At 46.6% G+C, this 17,615-nt stretch carries 18 protein-coding genes; 3 read left to right on the top strand and 15 right to left on the bottom strand.

The window, feature by feature from the left end; translation table 11 throughout:
* Positions 1-28: 28 nt before the first annotated feature.
* Positions 29-1,309, bottom strand: a complete 1,281-nt coding sequence (hisS, locus tag V7R88_RS07650) for a histidine--tRNA ligase (protein ID WP_057716985.1) — start codon at positions 1,307-1,309, stop codon at positions 29-31.
* Between the two features lie 389 nt (positions 1,310-1,698).
* Between hisS and V7R88_RS07655 the strand changes: the two genes are divergently transcribed.
* Positions 1,699-2,547 (top strand): N-acetylmuramoyl-L-alanine amidase, encoded by an 849-nt coding sequence (locus V7R88_RS07655; RefSeq protein WP_060598936.1) that lies wholly within the window; start codon positions 1,699-1,701, stop codon positions 2,545-2,547.
* 269 nt (positions 2,548-2,816) lie between these two features.
* Entirely contained in the window at positions 2,817-3,659 is an 843-nt protein-coding gene (locus V7R88_RS07660; protein ID WP_057716987.1) for a fructosamine kinase family protein, read from the top strand.
* A 108-nt stretch (positions 3,660-3,767) separates the two neighbouring features.
* Here V7R88_RS07660 and V7R88_RS07665 read toward each other — a convergent pair whose 3' ends face one another.
* From V7R88_RS07665 to V7R88_RS07700, 8 genes are all read right to left on the bottom strand, one after another.
* Entirely contained in the window at positions 3,768-4,391 is a 624-nt protein-coding gene (locus V7R88_RS07665) for an HAD family hydrolase (RefSeq protein WP_057716988.1), read from the bottom strand.
* A gap of 72 nt (positions 4,392-4,463) precedes the next feature.
* On the bottom strand, positions 4,464-4,910 hold the full coding sequence (gene dtd / locus V7R88_RS07670; RefSeq protein WP_054396614.1) for a D-aminoacyl-tRNA deacylase: 447 nt from the start codon (positions 4,908-4,910) through the stop codon (positions 4,464-4,466).
* A gap of 9 nt (positions 4,911-4,919) precedes the next feature.
* A complete protein-coding gene (locus tag V7R88_RS07675) occupies positions 4,920-7,187 on the bottom strand; it encodes a RelA/SpoT family protein (protein WP_054396612.1) in 2,268 nt (755 codons plus the stop codon).
* 80 nt (positions 7,188-7,267) lie between these two features.
* A complete protein-coding gene (locus V7R88_RS07680; protein ID WP_057716990.1) occupies positions 7,268-7,603 on the bottom strand; it encodes a hypothetical protein in 336 nt (111 codons plus the stop codon).
* 70 nt (positions 7,604-7,673) lie between these two features.
* Entirely contained in the window at positions 7,674-8,426 is a 753-nt protein-coding gene (locus V7R88_RS07685; RefSeq protein WP_057716991.1) for a 16S rRNA (uracil(1498)-N(3))-methyltransferase, read from the bottom strand.
* 12 nt (positions 8,427-8,438) lie between these two features.
* Complete coding sequence (gene prmA / locus V7R88_RS07690) at positions 8,439-9,389, bottom strand: 50S ribosomal protein L11 methyltransferase (protein ID WP_054396605.1); 951 nt, start codon at positions 9,387-9,389, stop codon at positions 8,439-8,441.
* 109 nt (positions 9,390-9,498) lie between these two features.
* Positions 9,499-10,128: a DNA-3-methyladenine glycosylase gene (locus V7R88_RS07695; RefSeq protein WP_057716992.1), complete on the bottom strand. Its 630-nt coding sequence runs from the start codon at positions 10,126-10,128 to the stop codon at positions 9,499-9,501.
* A 62-nt stretch (positions 10,129-10,190) separates the two neighbouring features.
* Positions 10,191-10,481, bottom strand: a complete 291-nt coding sequence (locus V7R88_RS07700) for a hypothetical protein (RefSeq protein ID WP_003640701.1) — start codon at positions 10,479-10,481, stop codon at positions 10,191-10,193.
* 254 nt (positions 10,482-10,735) lie between these two features.
* On the opposite strand from V7R88_RS07700, the gene V7R88_RS07705 reads away from it, so the two are divergent.
* Positions 10,736-11,026, top strand: a complete 291-nt coding sequence (locus tag V7R88_RS07705) for a hypothetical protein (RefSeq protein WP_054396601.1) — start codon at positions 10,736-10,738, stop codon at positions 11,024-11,026.
* 103 nt (positions 11,027-11,129) lie between these two features.
* Here the strand turns inward: V7R88_RS07705 and lepA are convergent, their stop codons facing one another.
* From lepA to V7R88_RS07735, 6 genes are all read right to left on the bottom strand, one after another.
* Complete coding sequence (lepA, locus tag V7R88_RS07710) at positions 11,130-12,965, bottom strand: translation elongation factor 4 (RefSeq protein WP_003640703.1); 1,836 nt, start codon at positions 12,963-12,965, stop codon at positions 11,130-11,132.
* Between the two features lie 161 nt (positions 12,966-13,126).
* Positions 13,127-14,404 carry a D-alanyl-lipoteichoic acid biosynthesis protein DltD gene (dltD, locus tag V7R88_RS07715; RefSeq protein WP_057716993.1) on the bottom strand — a complete coding sequence of 426 codons (1,278 nt, stop codon included), beginning with the start codon at positions 14,402-14,404 and terminating at the stop codon, positions 13,127-13,129.
* The gene (gene dltC / locus V7R88_RS07720; protein WP_003640705.1) at positions 14,401-14,643 is read right to left on the bottom strand and encodes a D-alanine--poly(phosphoribitol) ligase subunit DltC; all 243 of its coding nucleotides are present in this window, start codon (positions 14,641-14,643) and stop codon (positions 14,401-14,403) included. Before dltC ends, dltD begins: the two co-directional genes overlap by 4 nt.
* 23 nt (positions 14,644-14,666) lie before the next feature.
* On the bottom strand, positions 14,667-15,881 hold the full coding sequence (gene dltB, locus V7R88_RS07725) for a D-alanyl-lipoteichoic acid biosynthesis protein DltB (RefSeq protein ID WP_054396595.1): 1,215 nt from the start codon (positions 15,879-15,881) through the stop codon (positions 14,667-14,669).
* Positions 15,878-17,404: a D-alanine--poly(phosphoribitol) ligase subunit DltA gene (gene dltA / locus V7R88_RS07730; RefSeq protein ID WP_054396592.1), complete on the bottom strand. Its 1,527-nt coding sequence runs from the start codon at positions 17,402-17,404 to the stop codon at positions 15,878-15,880. The genes dltB and dltA overlap by 4 nt, the downstream gene beginning before the upstream one ends.
* A 42-nt stretch (positions 17,405-17,446) precedes the next feature.
* Complete coding sequence (locus V7R88_RS07735; protein ID WP_003640708.1) at positions 17,447-17,596, bottom strand: teichoic acid D-Ala incorporation-associated protein DltX; 150 nt, start codon at positions 17,594-17,596, stop codon at positions 17,447-17,449.
* Between the last annotated feature and the right edge of the window lie 19 nt (positions 17,597-17,615).

Consider the following 17,615-nt stretch of genomic DNA (forward strand, 5'->3'; position numbering starts at 1 on the left):
TTATAAATCGGCAAACTTGCCGTTCACACTACTTATCTAAAACTTGATGAGCATCTTGATAGATGCCCGCCATCGCAACCTTGGTTTCCTCACCAGTAGCCATAGCCTTCAAGTTAACGACCTGATCAGCCAGCTCGGTTTCGCCCACCGTCATCGTGTAACGGGCATTCAAGCGATCAGCACTCTTGAACTGAGCTTTAGGCTTGCGATCCAAGTAATCCCGTTCGGCCTTATAACCGGCGGCCCGTAATGCTTGTACCAGCTTCAACGTCGTGGCACTAGCGGCATCACCAATTCCCACAACATAGACGTCCAACTGATCATCAGTTGGTACTTCAATATTTTCGGCATCCATCAACACTAATAGTCGTTCAACGCCCAAGCCAAAGCCGACACCCGAAACTTCAGGACCGCCTAATTCCTTAACCAACCCGTTGTAACGGCCACCAGCACAGATCGTCGTGTAGCCCTTGCCTAACGCTTTTGAGTGGGTCATAATTTCAAAAATCGTATGGTTATAATAATCTAATCCCCGGACCATCGTGGCATCAATCTCGTACGGAATTGCTAACGCATCTAAATACGTCTTAGTTTGATCAAAATGCGCTTGAGCTTCCGGAGACAAGTAATCTAAAATCGATGGCGCATCGGCCACAAATTGTTGGTCTTCCGGTGCCTTACTATCTAAGACCCGCAATGGATTCTTGTGTAACCGTTCCTTGGAGTCATCACTCAATTCATCAAAGTGTGGTTCCAAATAATCGATCAAGGCTTGGCGGTAATCATCACGCGTTTGTTGATCACCCAACGTGTTGATGACCAGTTTCAAATCAGTCAAGCCAAAGGTCTTAAGTAAGTTATAGCCCATTGCGATCACTTCAACGTCGAGGGCGGCACTTTCACTACCAAAAGCTTCCACACCTAATTGGTGGAACTCACGTAACCGACCTGATTGGGGCCGTTCATAACGGAACATTGGTCCCATGTAATAAACTTTGTACGGTTTGAGAACCTGCGGACCGTACAACTTGTTTTCAACGAACGCCCGGACGACGCCGGCAGTTCCTTCTGGGCGGAGCGTAATGTGCCGGTCACCCTTGTCATGAAAATCGTACATTTCCTTCGTCACGATATCAGAAGTGTCCCCCGCTGAACGTGAGAAGACCTCGAAGTTTTCAAACATCGGTGTCCGGATTTCTTTGAATTGATAAGTCTTGAAGACGGCACGAGCCGTTGCTTCAACGTATTGCCACTTTTCACTATCGCCAGGCAAAATGTCGGCGGTGCCTTTAGGCCGTTGATATCTCATTAATAGTTCCTCCCTTGATTGCAATCGACAAAAAAAGCGCCCTTGATTATTTACCAAGGGCGCTATTAGCGCGGTACCACCTTTTTGAGTACTAATTGATAACGTCTGTAATCACAGGCGGAACGCTGCCGTTCACCTCAAAAGCGTCTCCTCATTGCGCACTATCCGGAATTCTCAGCACTACCGGTCTCTGGTTATAGTGGCGTACAATGCTCTTACTTTCTCTGCGGTCGATTGATTAATATATGGTTAAAGTTACACGAAAATCACTTAAAAGTCAACGATTCTAGTTAAAATTATCTCAAGATTTCGTCGGTCTGCTGTTTTTTTGGTATACTATTTGCAGCACTTCAAATTGCAATTATCTTAAATCTAGTTGGTGACAAAGCATGCAAGTTTTAAAACAATTTTGGCGTCAAATCACGGTCACGCTTATATTTATCGGCCTCGTGATTGGCTTTGTGGTGCTATTGGCGACTAATAACACTGCGACGGTCAATATTGCCAACGTCAATATTCGTAGCGGTCCAGGTATGAGTTACGCGATTGAAGACGCGACGTCTAAGGGCACTAAGGTCCACATTATGAAACGCAAGAACAATTGGCTATACGTCCGTTACGCGGATCATAAATTCGGCTGGATTGCCAGTTGGTTGGTCAATGAACATAACAGTCAGTTGACCAAGACGACCAAAATCTCCGAAGCCACCATTGTTTTGGATCCGGGACACGGCGGTTCCGATTCTGGTGCGCTCTCGAGCAAGGGCAAGATGGAAAAAACGTACACGTTACGGGTCGCCAAAGCTGTGGCTAAAAAGCTTCGAGCAGCTGGCGCGCACGTCATTTTAACCCGTGATTCGGATAAATACGTTGGCCTGAGCGCGCGTCCCGCAATTGCGAATAAGCTTCACGCGGACGCCTTCATCAGTTTTCACTTTGACAGCTCACCAGAAAAAAATACGGCTTCTGGGATCACGACCTATTACTACCATAAGTCCACTTCACTAGCACTAGCCAAGGCGTTAAACAATAACGTCTCGACCTTGCCAATTCCTAGTAAGGGAACGGACTTCGGTGACTTTCTGGTCATTCGTGATAATTCACGACCATCCGTATTGATGGAACTGGGTTATATTAATGATAAGTCGGACTTCAAGACGATCAGTTCTAAAAAGTACCCTCAAGAAGTCGCGCACGCGGTTTACGCCGGATTGAGTACCTACTTCGCCAATCAATAATAATGCGGTCGGCATAAAGTCTTTGAAGGTGGCCGTTATTCCAGTGACTGGGATAACGGCCACTTTTTGTGACTATTCAATCGATGAAGCCCAAATCAACTGACGCGGTTTACCTAAATGACCATCTATTTGCCAGGGCTTTGACCCCGTAACAGATTTCTAGCGTCATTTCACACGCTTGCGGATCAGCGCTACTAATTGTTAATAACAATTAATTGCGTTACAGTGATGGTAACCGTATTTAACATCGCAGCAAGGAGGAAGTTAACATGCACTTAACAAAAGCTTGGCTCGCACAACTACCACTCACTGACATTCAGCAAGTACAACCAGTGAGCGGTGGCGACATCAACGCAGCCTTTCGAATCGTTACTCGTCACCACCAATATTTTTTGAAGGTCCAGCCGCACAATGACGTTACTTTCTTTGACCACGAAGTCGCTGGATTGCGACTACTTGGTGCAGTGACTAAGACACCGCATGTTATCGCCAGTGGCACGATCGCCACAGACGGTTACCTCTTATTAGATTGGCTAGCGACCGGGACTGGCAGTCAGTCCGCACTTGGAAAAGCCGTCGCCAAAGTTCACCATCAACACCACGCCCAATTTGGTCTTGACCACGATTTCACAGCTGGCAAGTTACCGAAAATCAATCATTGGCAGACTGATTGGGCAACTTTCTATACACAACAACGTTTAGATGTATTAGTCAATTTGGCCAAGGCGCACCATTTATGGTCAGAAACGCGTGAAAGGCATTATCACCACTTGCGACAACAACTGTTGCAAGATTCTCACATGCATACGGTAAAACCCAGCCTGTTACATGGCGATTTGTGGTCAGGTAATTACTTATTTGACACGACCGGTACGCCCGTTTTGATCGATCCCGACGTGTTTTACGGTGACCGGGAGATGGATCTGGCCATGACGACGATTTTCGGCGGCTTCGATGCTGATTTTTATCAGGCCTACCAAACAGTCTATCCGTTCGCACCCGGTATGCAAACGCGACTACCAAGCTACCAGCTCTATTATTTACTGGCCCACCTGAACCTGTTTGGTGAAACGTACGGGCCAGCCGTTGACCGAATCCTCATGCAATATTAATAAAAGCCTCGTAACCAGGGCGTCTCAATTGAGCGACCCGAATTACGAGACTTTTTAATAATTTGTTAGACACAATCATTAGTCACCACAATGGTTCTGGCATCTAGACTAGTCGACAAAGGTCAATAAGTCGTTTAAATCCGTAACTTGAACTTCCGGGTCACTAGTCACCGTAATCAGGCGGTCGATATCAAATAAATATCCGGCAATCCCAGCATTGTGACCGGCCTCGATGTCCAAGTTGCGATCACCCACCATAACGGCGCGGTGGCGATCGACCTGGTGTTTATCCAATAAATAATTCAACGCCGCTGGATCAGGTTTACGTGGGAATGGTTGCGCAGCCGTGACCGCATCCGTGAAATATTGGGCCAACCCGGCTTGTTCCAAGTAGCGCTGGGCACTTTCGTCACGATGGGTCATCAAATAATTGTGACCACCAACGGCACTAACTTTTGCAAGCACGGCCTGTGCACCCGCAAAAGCGGCGGGCGCGTGCTGTAATTGTGGTTCCCAGCGTTGATAGCCAGCTCGTAAATCATGCCAATCCCAGCCATGCTGAGTCGCAATCATTCTTTCTGCATAGCCGACCGACTGTTGACGCATCAACTGGTACGTGGCGTCCGCCGTAATGGTCCCACCCAACTCGGCAACTGCTTGTTGGAAAGCTCGGACCATGGCTGGATAAGTATCTAACAAGGTTCCATCGAGGTCCCATAAAAACTCACGCATCTCATTCACTCCCGCTAATAATTGTAATAGCCAAAAAGCTGAAAGTACCGGATTGGTCTTTCAGCTTTTACTTCAACGTTGATCGGTGTCATAACAAATCGTGACCGGCCCATCATTGACCAGGGAGACTTGCATATCGGCACCAAATTCACCAGTCGCAACAGTCACGCCACTGGCAGCTAATTGCTGATTAAATGTATCATACAATTTGCTAGCCAATTCAGGATTACCCGCCGCTGTAAAACTTGGGCGATTACCATGGCGCGTCTCCGCGTATAACGTAAACTGCGATATCGACAAGATGGCCCCACCGACTTGTTGAATATTCAAATTCATTTTTCCATCGGCGTCACTAAAAACGCGAAGGTTTAAAATCTTATGCGCGACGTAATCCAATTCGGCTTGTCCGTCGCCATCCTGAAAACCGACCAACAGGACAAAACCATGGTCGATCGTGCCTTGCACTTTCCCATCAATACTAACTTGTGCCTGCTGGGACCGCTGAACAATAACTCGCATAGCGTCCTCCTAAAACATTTTCCGTTCGACAACGTAAAGATCCTGAACATTTTTAAGACTGTCAATGATTCGTTGGAGATGTTCCAAGTTGCGAACCCCCAACGAAACACTAATAATGACCATCTTATTGTGATCGACCTTACCGTTGACATTGGTCAAAAATTTCGTGTGATTATTGATGACTTTCAACACATCATTGAGCATACCATTACGGTTGTAACCCTGAATTTCCAAATCAGAATTGTAGTTCGTTCGGTCACCCTCGGGATTTTCCCACTGAACATCAATCAAGCGTTCGCCATTTGCTTCCGCGCTCTTAACGTTCGGGCAATCAACACGGTGAACCGAAACGCCGCGCCCCTTCGTGATGTAGCCAACAATCTCATCACCCGGAATTGGGGAACAGCAATGACTTAGACGTACGAGTAAGTTGTCGACGCCTTGAATAATCACCCCACCAGAAGAGGAGACTTTTTGCCGCTTCCGATCCTGCTTCTCCTGATCCTCATTATGATGATCTTTGGCTTTCTTCTTCGCTGGCGCTTCCGTAGAATCTGCCAAAATCGCTTCTTCCCGTTCACGCTGCCGATTAGCCTCGCGCTGTTTACGAACATCACTCGTTAACCGGTTGGCAATTCCCACCGGTTGAACGTCACCAAAGCCTAAGGCCGCGAACAGATCATCTTCACTACCGTAGTGCATCTTTTGAGCGACCGCGGTCACCTTGTCCTTGGTCATGACTTCTTTCGGGTTAAATTCTAAGTCACGTAACTGCTTTTCAAGCAAATCACGTCCCGTAATGATATTTTCCTCACGGTCAGCATTGCGGAAGAACTGTTTGATCTTATTACGGGCCCGCCGCGTGTAAACCAATTTCTGCCAGTCACGGCTAGGACCAGTTGAACTAGTGGACGTTAAAATATCCACGATATCCCCGTTTTTGATCTGGTAATCCAACGGGACGATCTTGCCATTGACTTTCGCACCAGTCGTATGGTTACCCACTTCCGTATGGATCGAGTAGGCCATATCCAGTGGTCCAGCACCCTTTGGTAATTCCGTCACGTCACCCTTGGGTGTAAAAGCGTAGACCCGATCACTAAAGAGGTCGCCCTTGACGCCCTCCATGAAGTCAGCAGCGTCCTTACTTTCATCCTGTAGTTCGATGATTTCTTTGACCAGGTTCAACTTATTGCCTGACTGGGTCTCCTGGACCTCGTCACGCTTGCCTTCTTTGTATGCCCAATGCGCTGCGACCCCGTATTCGGCGACCCGGTGCATCTCAAACGTCCGGATTTGAATTTCGAGGGGCTTGCCTTCAGGGCCGACCACCGTAGTATGCAAGGATTGATACATATTGGCCTTGGGCATCGCGATATAGTCTTTAAACCGTCCGGGCATCGGTTTCCATTGTGTATGAATCGCCCCTAAAACGGCATAACAGTCCTTAATTGAGTCCACGACCACCCGGATCGCCAACAGATCATAAAGTTGACTAAACTGTTTGTGCTTATCCCGCATCTTCTTATAAATTGAGTAGATATGCTTTGGACGACCATAAATTTCAGCTTCTGGTAGTTCCAGATCATGAAGTGCCTTTTGAATGTCTTGAATGGCAATCTCGATGTACTTTTCCCGGTCCTCACGCCGCGAATTCATCAAGTGGACAATGCGATAATACTGTTGCGGATTCAAATAACGTAGTGAAATGTCTTCTAGTTCCCACTTAATCGTGCTGATCCCTAACCGGTCAGCGATGGGGGCGTAAATTTCCAACGTTTCATTTGCGATGCGCCGCTGTTTATCGGGCCGCAAATGCTGCAAGGTCCGCATATTATGCAAGCGATCAGCTAATTTGACAATCATGACCCGAATATCTTTCGACATCGCCAACAGTAACTTACGATGATTTTCAGCAAGCTGTTCTTTGTTGGATTTGTACCGAATCTTGCCCAGCTTGGTGACCCCGTCAACAATTACGGCCACGTCATGACCAAACAATTCTTCAACGTCTCCTAGAGTAACACCGGTATCTTCCACAACGTCGTGTAAGAAACCTGACGCGACGGTTTCGGGATCCATCTTCAATTCAGCTAAGATACCAGCAACTTGAATCGGATGCATAATATACGGTTCGCCAGATTGGCGATACTGATCCTTGTGCACATAAGTTGCAAAATCACACGCCCGTTTAACTAACGCGACGTGATCACTATTCATATACTTTTGAACCATGTCCAGGACATCCTGGGCAGTCCAAGTAGGTTGTTTGGGCATTTTATCACCACGACTTCCACAAAGATTCTATTTAATAAAAGGCACGTGAGGTTCCCACCCAACGTGCCTTGACAACCGTTTTAACGCAAATTCGCGCGGGGACCAGTTAACCCATATGCTAAGTAGGATATGCCTAAATCAACTAACGCTAAGTAATAGACATACGTTGGGAAAAATAGATAGAGCCCGACAAAACAGCCCACTGGGAACAACCAGACTAACCAGCCTGTCCGTTCAGTCCGACGAATCCACCAGCCAACAACCGCTGCCAGCACAAAGTCAACTACAAAGAGTAGCCACACAATCTGATGAAACCGGCTAACACTCGTAAAGCGCAGCAACCATGGTATCATCACCCCAACGACAAGCGCAATCAGCCAATACTGGCCATTAAACTTACGAAATTTTTCCGTCAAACTAACTCCCTCGCTTACGCTTTATTGCTAAATGACTATGATTATTTATTGTACACCACCGACCACAAAATTACACTAGTTCGCACCAAAAAGAAACGCTGCTTAGTAAGTAGAGGGGCGCCGTTTCAGCTCGCATGATCCGTGGGCCCAGGCCGACTGCCGTCATACCAGCAGCTTGTAATGCCGCTACTTCTTGTGGCGCCAAGCCCCCTTCAGGACCAAAGATCGCCAGCAGTCGTTGTGGCGGCGTCATTGTTTTTAACGTCTGCACCAATTGACTGCTCTCACCTTGCTTGGCCGATTCTTCCCACGCTACGACGCCGGTATCATACGGCACGTGCGTTAACACCTGCGTTAGATTCGTCGCATAACTCACACTAGGAATCATTGTTCGGTGCGACTGTTCCGCCGCCCCTTGGGCAATTTTTGCCAGCCGGGTCAACTTACGGGCCTGCTTGTTCACTGCCCATTTCGCGACCGCCCACTGACTATCAAAAAATACAAAGGCGCTGGCACCTAACTCGGTACCGCGTTGCACGATCTGGTCAGGCTTGTCCCCTTTAGACAAACCACAGGCAATGGTCACTGGTAATGGTAATTCCACGTGGGGCGTCGTAACGGCCGTAATTGTCGCCGTCGCTGTCCGTCCATCGCTTTTCACCAAGTCCGCCAATACGACTTGATGGGTCGTCGTAACGAATTCCGCAGTATCCCCCGGTTGTGCGCGCATCACTTTGACCCAATGCTTGACAGTTTCACCCGTTATCGTGAAAGTTTGTCCGACGGTCGTCGTAATCGGTGTTGATAAAAAGTATCGTTGCATTTTTGTCCCCCACTAATCTTCGGTTGTTGGTAGATAGGCGATGATGCCGTGCCAGTCGCCCATTTGCGTATGTTGTGTAATTTGGAAGCCAGCTTTTTTGATTGCTGCCATAACGACCTGGAACTTATCATCGATGATACCAGAAGTGATGAAGTAACCACCTCGTTTTAAGTTTTGCCGGGCTTGCGGTACCAATGGAATAATAATTTCAGCCAAGATATTGGCGACGATAATATCAGCCTGGGTATCAATCCCAGCTAACAAATCATTAGCCGCCACATGAACATCCTTAGCAACTGGATTTAAGTCCAAATTCGTCTGGGCTGACGCCACGGCCACATCGTCAAGGTCATAAGCTTCAACGGCACCGACCCCCATCGCTTTAGCCGCAATACTTAATACGCCTGACCCGGTACCGACGTCAATCAAATGCTCGCCACCGTTAATGACGGTCTCAAGCGCCTGCAAACAGAGCTTGGTTGTCGGATGTGTCCCGGTACCAAAAGCGCGACCCGGATCTAATCGCAATACAAGCTCACCTGGTTGCGCTGGTTGGTACTCTTCCCAGCTCGGCACGATCGTCAAGTAGCGCGTGACCCGGACCGGATGATAATACTTTTTCCAAGCGGTCGCCCAATCTTCATCTGACAAGGCCGTCATGCTGACTTCATTTGGGGCCGGATTCAACCCAAAATCAGCCAACTGACTGACACGTTGCTTGATTGTTGGAATGACCTCCGGTACGAACACCGTCTCAGGATAATAAGCGGAAATCTTTGCACCACTAGTGACGTGTGGAATTGTCGCTAAATCAATGATTTCGCCATACCGATCCGGCTTTAAATTCTGATAATCCAAGGCATCATCAATCTTGACGCCACTGGCCCCGGCTTCCATTAAAATATTGGCCACTGCTTCAACCGCTTCGTTAGAAGTACTGACTGTTACTTCAGTCCATTTCATATCTTTATATTTTCCTCCCGTAACAAGCTAGAGCGCCAAGCGCCATCACTTAAGACTATCACGTTTTTTCTTAGTATCAATTATATAACAAGCCGGATCAGCTTGACAATCACCTGGTCATCCAACCATGATGTTCATGATCGATCGTCCGGCGAGAAATCTTGGATACGAACGGATTGCCAGCCACCAAGTACCGCAACGGTGCCGTTGTCCATTCACCTTTGTTGACGATTCCAATTCGTGGGGTCACCACAACTTGTTCCGGTTGCCGACAAGGGCTCAAATTCAGCGATAGCGTCGCCGGTTGCAGTGCTTGTCCATTCAACGTTTTATCCAGCCCAAGCGCCTGCATTAGCTTGCCCGGTCCATTGGTCAAGTTCGCAATGGGCACTGGCCGCTGCGCTTGCATTTGCTCAAGCCCCGCATCTGGTTCAATCCCGCGGATCAAGACACATTCCGGTGTACCGGCAGCTTGCGTCACGATATTCAGTAAACACCAGGCCCGCATTTGATAGATGTAAATCGTTCCCGCCGATTGCCAGAGTGCGCGATTACGCGCCGTTTGATGGTTCTGGTACGCGTGGGCGCCCGCATCACGGACGCCAAGATACGCTTCTGTCTCTGTGATCCAGGCCGTCAATACGCCGCTAGATGTCTGTAAGCACAACTGCTTACCCAGGAGGCCCGCCGCAATTTCAGGGGTCGTATGTGTGCTTAAAAATCGTTCGATTGCTATCATGCTTATTTCACTCACTTCTAATAGAAAACGGGCTAGCACCCTGCTAGTCCGTCCTCATTCACTTAGTCATTATTTGCGGTCTTCTTGGTTAAATGCTTATTCAAGTACTTGATCATGTCGGCTTCATGCTTAAAGATCCGCGGATGCTTTTGCTTGTGCAACCGAACTGCGATCTCATTGATTTTGATTCGCCCGGTCCAAGTATGACTGTACTTAACGACCACCCGATTGTTGCGATGGTCCTTACCGAATTTCAACACGTAAACGCTGTCGGGCACCATCAGCGGTCTAATATATGTTTTATCGTAGTCATAATGTATTGATCGCAGAAACTGTTTCGTGCGTTTTAACATGTCGTTGATCTCTCCTTCACAATGTGAAATTGATTAAATAATAAATTAATTTATCGTTAGTATATTTTCATATCTAGCTATTATTATAGCAGACTTTAAACAAGTAGTGTACCAATTTGCCATTGGTTTAGCAAGTATCGAACTTTAATTCTTATAAATTTGCTAACCATTTCAGAATTGTTTTTGCCGCGTATCCGGGTATGGTAAAATATGATTAAATTAGTAAGGTTATCAATATTAGGGGGAATTTACTGATGATACTCATCGAAAGAATTTATCGTCGTGGTCATGAACAATTGACTACGGTCGACCAAATCGAAAAATTTCAAACCAACGACGGTTACGTCACATCCAACCAAGTCCTCGCCCGCGAAATCGGTGCGGATAGCGAAAACTGCTTCTACAAAAATCAAGAAGGCAAACGCAAAAAAGTCGTTGCGACCAAGGACGATCAGGGTACTTGGCATTTAAAGACCATCGGCACAACTGACCCGGCTAGCGATGGCTTATTGCAACTGCCGCACATGGATGATGTTTGGGGTTAATTGGTAATCACAATTATCTGAATCACACTATACTTGTATCTAACAATAACGCAAAAATGGTAGTGCCATCAATCGATGGTACTACCATTTTTTATTGTCTTAATCAGTTCGGCTTTTCGTCTTCGTCAGTTTTCAGAACCGCCATGAACGCTTCTTGCGGGATTTCGACCTTGCCGACAGCCTTCATCCGCTTCTTACCAGCTTTTTGCTTTTCAAGTAGCTTCATCCGCCGCGTCCGGTCGCCACCATACAGATGGGCCGTCACGTCCTTACGGTAAGCTTTAATGTTCGTCCGAGCAATGACTTTAGAACCAATCGTTGCCTGTACCGGAATTTCAAAGTTTTGCCGGGGGATAATCGTCTTGAGCTTAGCGGCAATCTCGCGTCCACGCGCCGGTGCAAAGTCGCGATGGGCGATAAAGCTCAGAGCGTCAACTTGGTCACCGTTTAATAAGATATCGATCTTAACGAGGTCGCTGGCACGGTAACCGTCTAAATCATAATCTAACGAGGCATAGCCGCGCGTATTCGACTTTAATTTATCAAAGAAGTCAAAAATGATTTCGGACAACGGAATGTGATAAACCACGTTGACCCGGTTACTATCCAAGTATTCCATCGTATCGAACTCGCCCCGTTTACGCTGGGCTAATTCCATGACCGCACCGACGTAATCATTAGGCACCATAATCTGAGCTTTCACATACGGTTCACGAATTTCCTTGATGGCAGACGCCTCAGGCATTTCAGCCGGGTTTTCCACCTTTTTCTCCGTGCCATCCGTCATCCGGACATGATACGTTACGGACGGCGCCGTGGTAATTAGTTCAAGATTAAATTCCCGTTCGAGACGCTCCTGAATGACGTCCATGTGTAGCAGTCCCAGGAACCCACACCGGAACCCGAAGCCCAGTGCTTGTGATGATTCCGCTTCAAATTCCAACGCGGCATCGTTCAACTTTAATTTTTCCAACGCTTCCCGTAAATCGGTGAATTTGGCATTATCAGTCGGATAAATCCCAGCGTAGACCATCGGATTCATTTCACGGTAACCCGCCAATGGTTTTTCGGCCGGATTTTTCGCGTTCGTGACCGTATCACCCACTCGGGTATCCTGAATATCCTTGATGCTAGCCGTAATGTAACCAACATCCCCCGCCATCAAATAATCCCGTGCTAACGGCTTCGGTGAATTGACGCCGACTTCCGTGACCTCATATTCACTACCACTGTTCATCAACCGGATCCGATCTCCTGGACGGACGATGCCTTCGTGAATCCGAACACTCAGCACCACGCCACGATAATCGTCATAGACGGAATCAAACACTAGGGCCTTCAGTGGTGCATCCAGATCCCCCTGAGGTGCCGGAATCTTATGCACGATTTGTTCGAGCAGATCCTCGATACCAATACCGGCTTTCGCTGAAGCCAGAACCGCATCCTCCGCATCAATCCCAATATCATCTTCAATTTCTTTGCGCACCTTTTCCGGTTCAGCCGATGGCAAGTCAATCTTGTTGATCACCGGGACGATTTCCAAGTCATCATCAATGGCTAAATACACGTTAGCGAGTGTTTGGGCTTCGACCCCTTGGGCTGCGTCCACGACTAAAACCGCCCCTTCACAGGCTGCGAGGCTCCGTGAGACTTCATATGTGAAGTCAACATGTCCAGGTGTATCGATCAAGTGGAAGATATAAGTCTCCCCATCCTTTGCTTGGTAGTGTAACTCTACCGCGTTCAATTTGATCGTAATCCCACGTTCACGTTCCAAATCCATTGAGTCCAATACTTGGTCTTGCATTTCACGTTTGGAAATCGTATCAGTGAGTTCCAGGATACGATCCGCCAACGTTGATTTGCCGTGATCAATATGGGCGACGATCGAAAAATTCCGAATATGTTGTTGTCGGTCTTGCATTGTCGCTTTATCCATTGATTTTCCTACTTTCTTCCTAAATCCTAATCCCTACAATTATACCAAGTTAGTGGCACAAGCACAATTTTTCTATCAGACCGGTCCAGACATGCCGCTGTGTTACTCATTGAATGGCGCAAAAAAAGCACAAGCCAACGTGGCTTGTACTTCTTAGCAAGTTATTCAAAATTCTTGATTTCACTCGGTTTGAGTAATTGCCATTCTTTCGAATAGAAGTCGTCATTAATCTGATAATGAATCGGCTTGGTCTTCTTGGTCAAGAATGGATCGACCTTTTGATCCACGGCCAACCAACCGCGCCAACCAAGATGAATCGTATCAGTCATGAAGTAGTCCTTACCACCGTCCTGGGTCAGGTCCAAGACGTTATTAAACCCTTGACTCTTCAACTGGTACTGAATCTTCTTGTCAAACTGGGCAATCATCTTCATCGACAGTCCGGTATAAGCAGACCAGCGCTGATTGATCGGTGGAATGATGAACAAGACATCGGTGTGCGTCTTTGCAAACTGATTCAAAACCAGTTGAAAATCGGCAAATTCTGGTGACTTCGTGTAATTCAAGTGTCGCTGTGAATCTTTGAGTCGCTTGTAATTACGTTTTAACTTCGTGTTCCAAAATTGATTGCTGATTTCAAGACTGTTCGAGTCCGTTTGCGCCGCACCGATTTTACCGGCTAATTGGTTTAACTGATTAAAGTTATATGTCGCTGGTAACTTGTTAGCTTGCGCATTGACAGTCCGTAAATTTTTGCCCGCAATTCCAAAACGTGAGAAGAACTCATCCTCACTGCCAAGGACACGTGCCTTATAGTTAATATACGTCATTTGTGCGCTCGTTGGTTTAAACCCAGCTGCCACACGTGCCAGGGCGCCTTCCAAAATGCGATCAGAAGAACCCGATGGCATCTGTAACAAACGTTGAGCGGCATACCGGTCCATTGCCGTATTCTGCTCATCCTGTAACCAATCAATGGTCTGCAGTGGTGAGTAATAGTACGAAAACGCATCTTTCCGCGTTCCTTGTGGCACAAACCATTGTGGCGAAATTACAAAGACGGCCTTCTTATTTGTAATCTGCTTTTTCACTGACTGCATCGCGAAATACTGCGTCAACGACTGGGTCCCCCGCGCACCGAGTAGAAATGGTCGGTAATTGCGGTGATATTTTGTTGCCAGTACGGACGGATGCATTGGATCAAATCGTGACCATTCTGAAGAACCAAAGAACGGGACATAGCCATCATCCAGCGCCTGTCGTTTAACTAACCGACCTTTTAATACGTTGGCTGACAAGGAAACGGCCGCTTTTTTCTCAGTATCCTTAGAAATATGGTTTAATCCAAATGAGAACGGTGAAAGCAGTACGGCCAATAATAAGACGGCTGCCAAAATAATTGGCCCAAAAATCTTAAAAAGGCGTTTGGCAACGTTCATTGCAAGTTCTCAACCTTTGCAACAATCTTAGCCGGTGTATCCCATTCTGACCGTTGAAATTCAGAGACCGGCACTTCGATTCCTAATTGATTTTGAAGTTCCAATAGAAGTTGGACGGAACCCATTGAATCTAAGATTCCTTCGTCAAACAGGTTAACGTCCATATTGCTAGAAACGTCTTCCCCCGTTAAATCTGCTAAAATTGATAAAACCGTTGCTTTTGTATCATCCATTGTCATTACGCTCCCTTATTGTAATTATATTATGGCCGGGCCCCAAAGAATAACGTGTTCAAGAATCCTGAGAAGATCAAGAAACTGAAACAAACGACGTTAAACGTTAGGAAAATCGCAAAGTATTCCGTAAATTTGTTAGACGGCAACTGTGCTTGATGTTTTTTCTTGTACCGCAACCAAGCATCGTTGACAACCATTGCGAAACCGTGGAATAACCCATAAACGATGTAATACCACGTTTCCCCGTGCCAAAACCCCATGATCAACATATTAATAACGTATGCCACGTTGGCCGTTGTAATCCGGCTCTTAAAGACCTTGTGTTTCATCATAAAGAATACTAACCGCATGTAGATGAAATCACGGAACCAGAAGGACAACGTCATGTGCCAACGATTCCAGAAGTCTTTGATGTTCTTTGACTTAAACGGTTGATTGAAGTTCATCGGAGTTTCAACACCCATCAGGTAACTGATACCGACGGCAAACAAACTGTAACCCGCAAAATCAAAGAATAAATCCATACTATAGACGTACATCACACCGACTAACGCCCATGACATGCCGTGTGCTTGCAAGGCAGCGTGTTCAACGACGGGTAGCATCCGCGTCCCAAAGATATAAGCTAAAATGAACTTATATAAGAATCCCAAGAAAATGTAGCGAACCCCTTTTTCAACTAACCCGAGATACTTTTCACGAGTCGGGACACTATCATAATCCTTGACGAACCGCCGATACCGGTCAATCGGCCCGGACGAGATCGTTGGGAAGAACAGTAAGAACTGCCCAAACAGCACTGGATGGAACTCTTTAATTACCCCATCACGGGTCTCCATGATCATCTGGACCACTTTGAAGGTCAGGTAGGAAATCCCTAAGAAACCAATAATTGAATTAGCACCATGTGCCACGGCTGGCGTGATCTTAACGACAGCTAGTGGAATAATCGCTAAGATCACACTGACAACGAACACCCAGCCCTTATTAGGCGAATCAGGACGTTGCCGATACTTTGAGTACAACCAAACTAGTGTAATCTGATAGATCAGATAAACAATTAACGCGATCCCAGTTCGCCACTTAACGCCACCAAAAGTCAGCATTAAGAAGATAAACGATATCAATGATTCATACCAATGAGACCGCCGACCATATAACAGACCAATCATTAACGGTAACAACGCGATAAAGAGCAGCACAAAGTACGTTGGGTTACCATATGGGTCAAAAGAAATCATTCTGGATTAACCTCTTTAATGATCGACTTGACATCAATCTTACCGTTAGGCGTTAATGGCAAGCTCGTTTGATAAACGAACCGTTGCGGAATCATGTATTCCATCATCATTCCTTGAAGGTCCTTTTTAATTGCCGTGGTCAAAGCAAAATCACTTTCAAAGTCATTTGGCTTTGGTACCACGTACGCAATCATTTGCGTTACTTTGTGCTCTTTATCGTATTTTGGAACGGCAACTGCTTGTTCAATATGCTGCTGCTGTGCTAAGAAGTGATCCACTTCTTCTAGTTCAATGCGGTAACCATGCATTTTAATTTGGAAATCGACCCGACCACGATAACGGAACAGACCGTCCGCATCCATCGTGCCAATATCACCAGAATGATAGGCAGGCTGGCCGTCTAATTCAAAGAAAGCCTTGGCAGTTTTTTCAGGATTGTTCAAATATCCCTTTGAAACGGATGGTCCGGCGATAATCAGTTCACCTTCCGTACCATTCGGAACCGCCTCACCATTTTCATCAACCACCAGCATCCGCGTATCAGCCTTGGCATAGCCAATTGGTAGCCGATCGTACTGTGCTAATGCGGCATCCGTGATTTCAATTTGCGTGACCGCGACGCAGGTTTCAGTTGGCCCATACGTATTGAAAATCCGGGCATCTGGGAACCGTTTCTTGAGCGTCGCCGCCGTCTTGTGCGTGAGTTCCTCCCCACAGAACAAGAAGTGCGTTAATGTTGGTAAGTTTTCAGCATTAAACTTCGGTTCCAGCAGACAAATGTCCATAAATGATGGGGTTGAGACCCACACGTTGATTGGCAACGTTGGTAATGCCGCGAATAATTGTTTGAAATCATCCGTCACGCTCTTCGGTAAGGCGTATAGTGTCCCACCTAGCGCTAAGGTTGGGTAAACGTCCATCACGGATAGGTCAAATGAATATGGCGGTTGTGACAACGAATTCGGCTGATCAGGCAAGCCAAAGTCATCACTCAACATCCAGTCAACGTAACTAACCAGGTTGTCATGACTGATTTGAACCCCTTTAGGCATCCCAGTGGTCCCAGAAGTAAAGATAATGTAGTAATTATCATCACCACTGACGATGTGATCCGCCTGATAATCAACTGGCGTCGCAAAGATAGCCGCCAATTGATCCGGTGTAATTACGGGCGTGGTCCCGACACCGGTTGGCAAATCTGCAACTGCAATCACGGCAGCTGGCTTAGCAATCTCATTGATCATCGTTAACCGCTCATTTGGTGAATGTGTATCAATTGGAATATACGCCCGACCTGATTTCACAACGCCTAAGAAAGTCGCGATCATTTCAAACGTCTGACCACCAAACACAATAATTGGATCCTTGGCTGGTAGATCGAGTGTGTCAAGATGCGCCGCCAAGGCATCTGAATAAGCTTTTAATTCCGCATAAGTGTGCGTCACACCTTGCACATCATAAACCACGTTATTGGGTTGCGTCCGTGCATAATCATCAATCGTTGTAATGATGTTCTTAATCATAATTAAAACTCCCCCCAAACAATAATGTTACTACGTTCATTTTTAGAATTCGTTGTAAATAAACTTCGCTTGGTTGATCCCACTATAACCGTAAAGATAAACCAAGGCGAGCATGACAGCAAAGTAAAATACTGTAAGTGCAATGAATTGAACGACCGGACGTTGAAACCAGCTTTTCAACTTTGCAAACATGCCATCACCTCCTCCACTA

This window comes from Lactiplantibacillus argentoratensis (genome assembly GCF_037290055.1).
Classification (GTDB): Bacteria; Bacillota; Bacilli; order Lactobacillales; family Lactobacillaceae; genus Lactiplantibacillus; species Lactiplantibacillus plantarum.

Bases quoted from the DNA above. Each gene is read 5' to 3' on its own strand.
- hisS (WP_057716985.1), bottom strand. From the start codon at position 1,309: ATGAGATATCAACGGCCTAAAGGCACCGCCGACATTTTGCCTGGCGAT.
- V7R88_RS07655 (WP_060598936.1), top strand. From the start codon at position 1,699: ATGCAAGTTTTAAAACAATTTTGGCGTCAAATCACGGTCACGCTTATA.
- V7R88_RS07660 (WP_057716987.1), top strand. From the start codon at position 2,817: ATGCACTTAACAAAAGCTTGGCTCGCACAACTACCACTCACTGACATT.
- V7R88_RS07665 (WP_057716988.1), bottom strand. From the start codon at position 4,391: ATGCGTGAGTTTTTATGGGACCTCGATGGAACCTTGTTAGATACTTAT.
- dtd (WP_054396614.1), bottom strand. From the start codon at position 4,910: ATGCGAGTTATTGTTCAGCGGTCCCAGCAGGCACAAGTTAGTATTGAT.
- V7R88_RS07675 (WP_054396612.1), bottom strand. From the start codon at position 7,187: ATGCCCAAACAACCTACTTGGACTGCCCAGGATGTCCTGGACATGGTT.
- V7R88_RS07685 (WP_057716991.1), bottom strand. From the start codon at position 8,426: ATGCAACGATACTTTTTATCAACACCGATTACGACGACCGTCGGACAA.
- prmA (WP_054396605.1), bottom strand. From the start codon at position 9,389: ATGAAATGGACTGAAGTAACAGTCAGTACTTCTAACGAAGCGGTTGAA.
- V7R88_RS07695 (WP_057716992.1), bottom strand. From the start codon at position 10,128: ATGATAGCAATCGAACGATTTTTAAGCACACATACGACCCCTGAAATT.
- V7R88_RS07700 (WP_003640701.1), bottom strand. From the start codon at position 10,481: ATGTTAAAACGCACGAAACAGTTTCTGCGATCAATACATTATGACTAC.
- V7R88_RS07705 (WP_054396601.1), top strand. From the start codon at position 10,736: ATGATACTCATCGAAAGAATTTATCGTCGTGGTCATGAACAATTGACT.
- lepA (WP_003640703.1), bottom strand. From the start codon at position 12,965: ATGGATAAAGCGACAATGCAAGACCGACAACAACATATTCGGAATTTT.
- dltD (WP_057716993.1), bottom strand. From the start codon at position 14,404: ATGAACGTTGCCAAACGCCTTTTTAAGATTTTTGGGCCAATTATTTTG.
- dltC (WP_003640705.1), bottom strand. From the start codon at position 14,643: ATGACAATGGATGATACAAAAGCAACGGTTTTATCAATTTTAGCAGAT.
- dltB (WP_054396595.1), bottom strand. From the start codon at position 15,881: ATGATTTCTTTTGACCCATATGGTAACCCAACGTACTTTGTGCTGCTC.
- dltA (WP_054396592.1), bottom strand. From the start codon at position 17,404: ATGATTAAGAACATCATTACAACGATTGATGATTATGCACGGACGCAA.
- V7R88_RS07735 (WP_003640708.1), bottom strand. From the start codon at position 17,596: ATGTTTGCAAAGTTGAAAAGCTGGTTTCAACGTCCGGTCGTTCAATTC.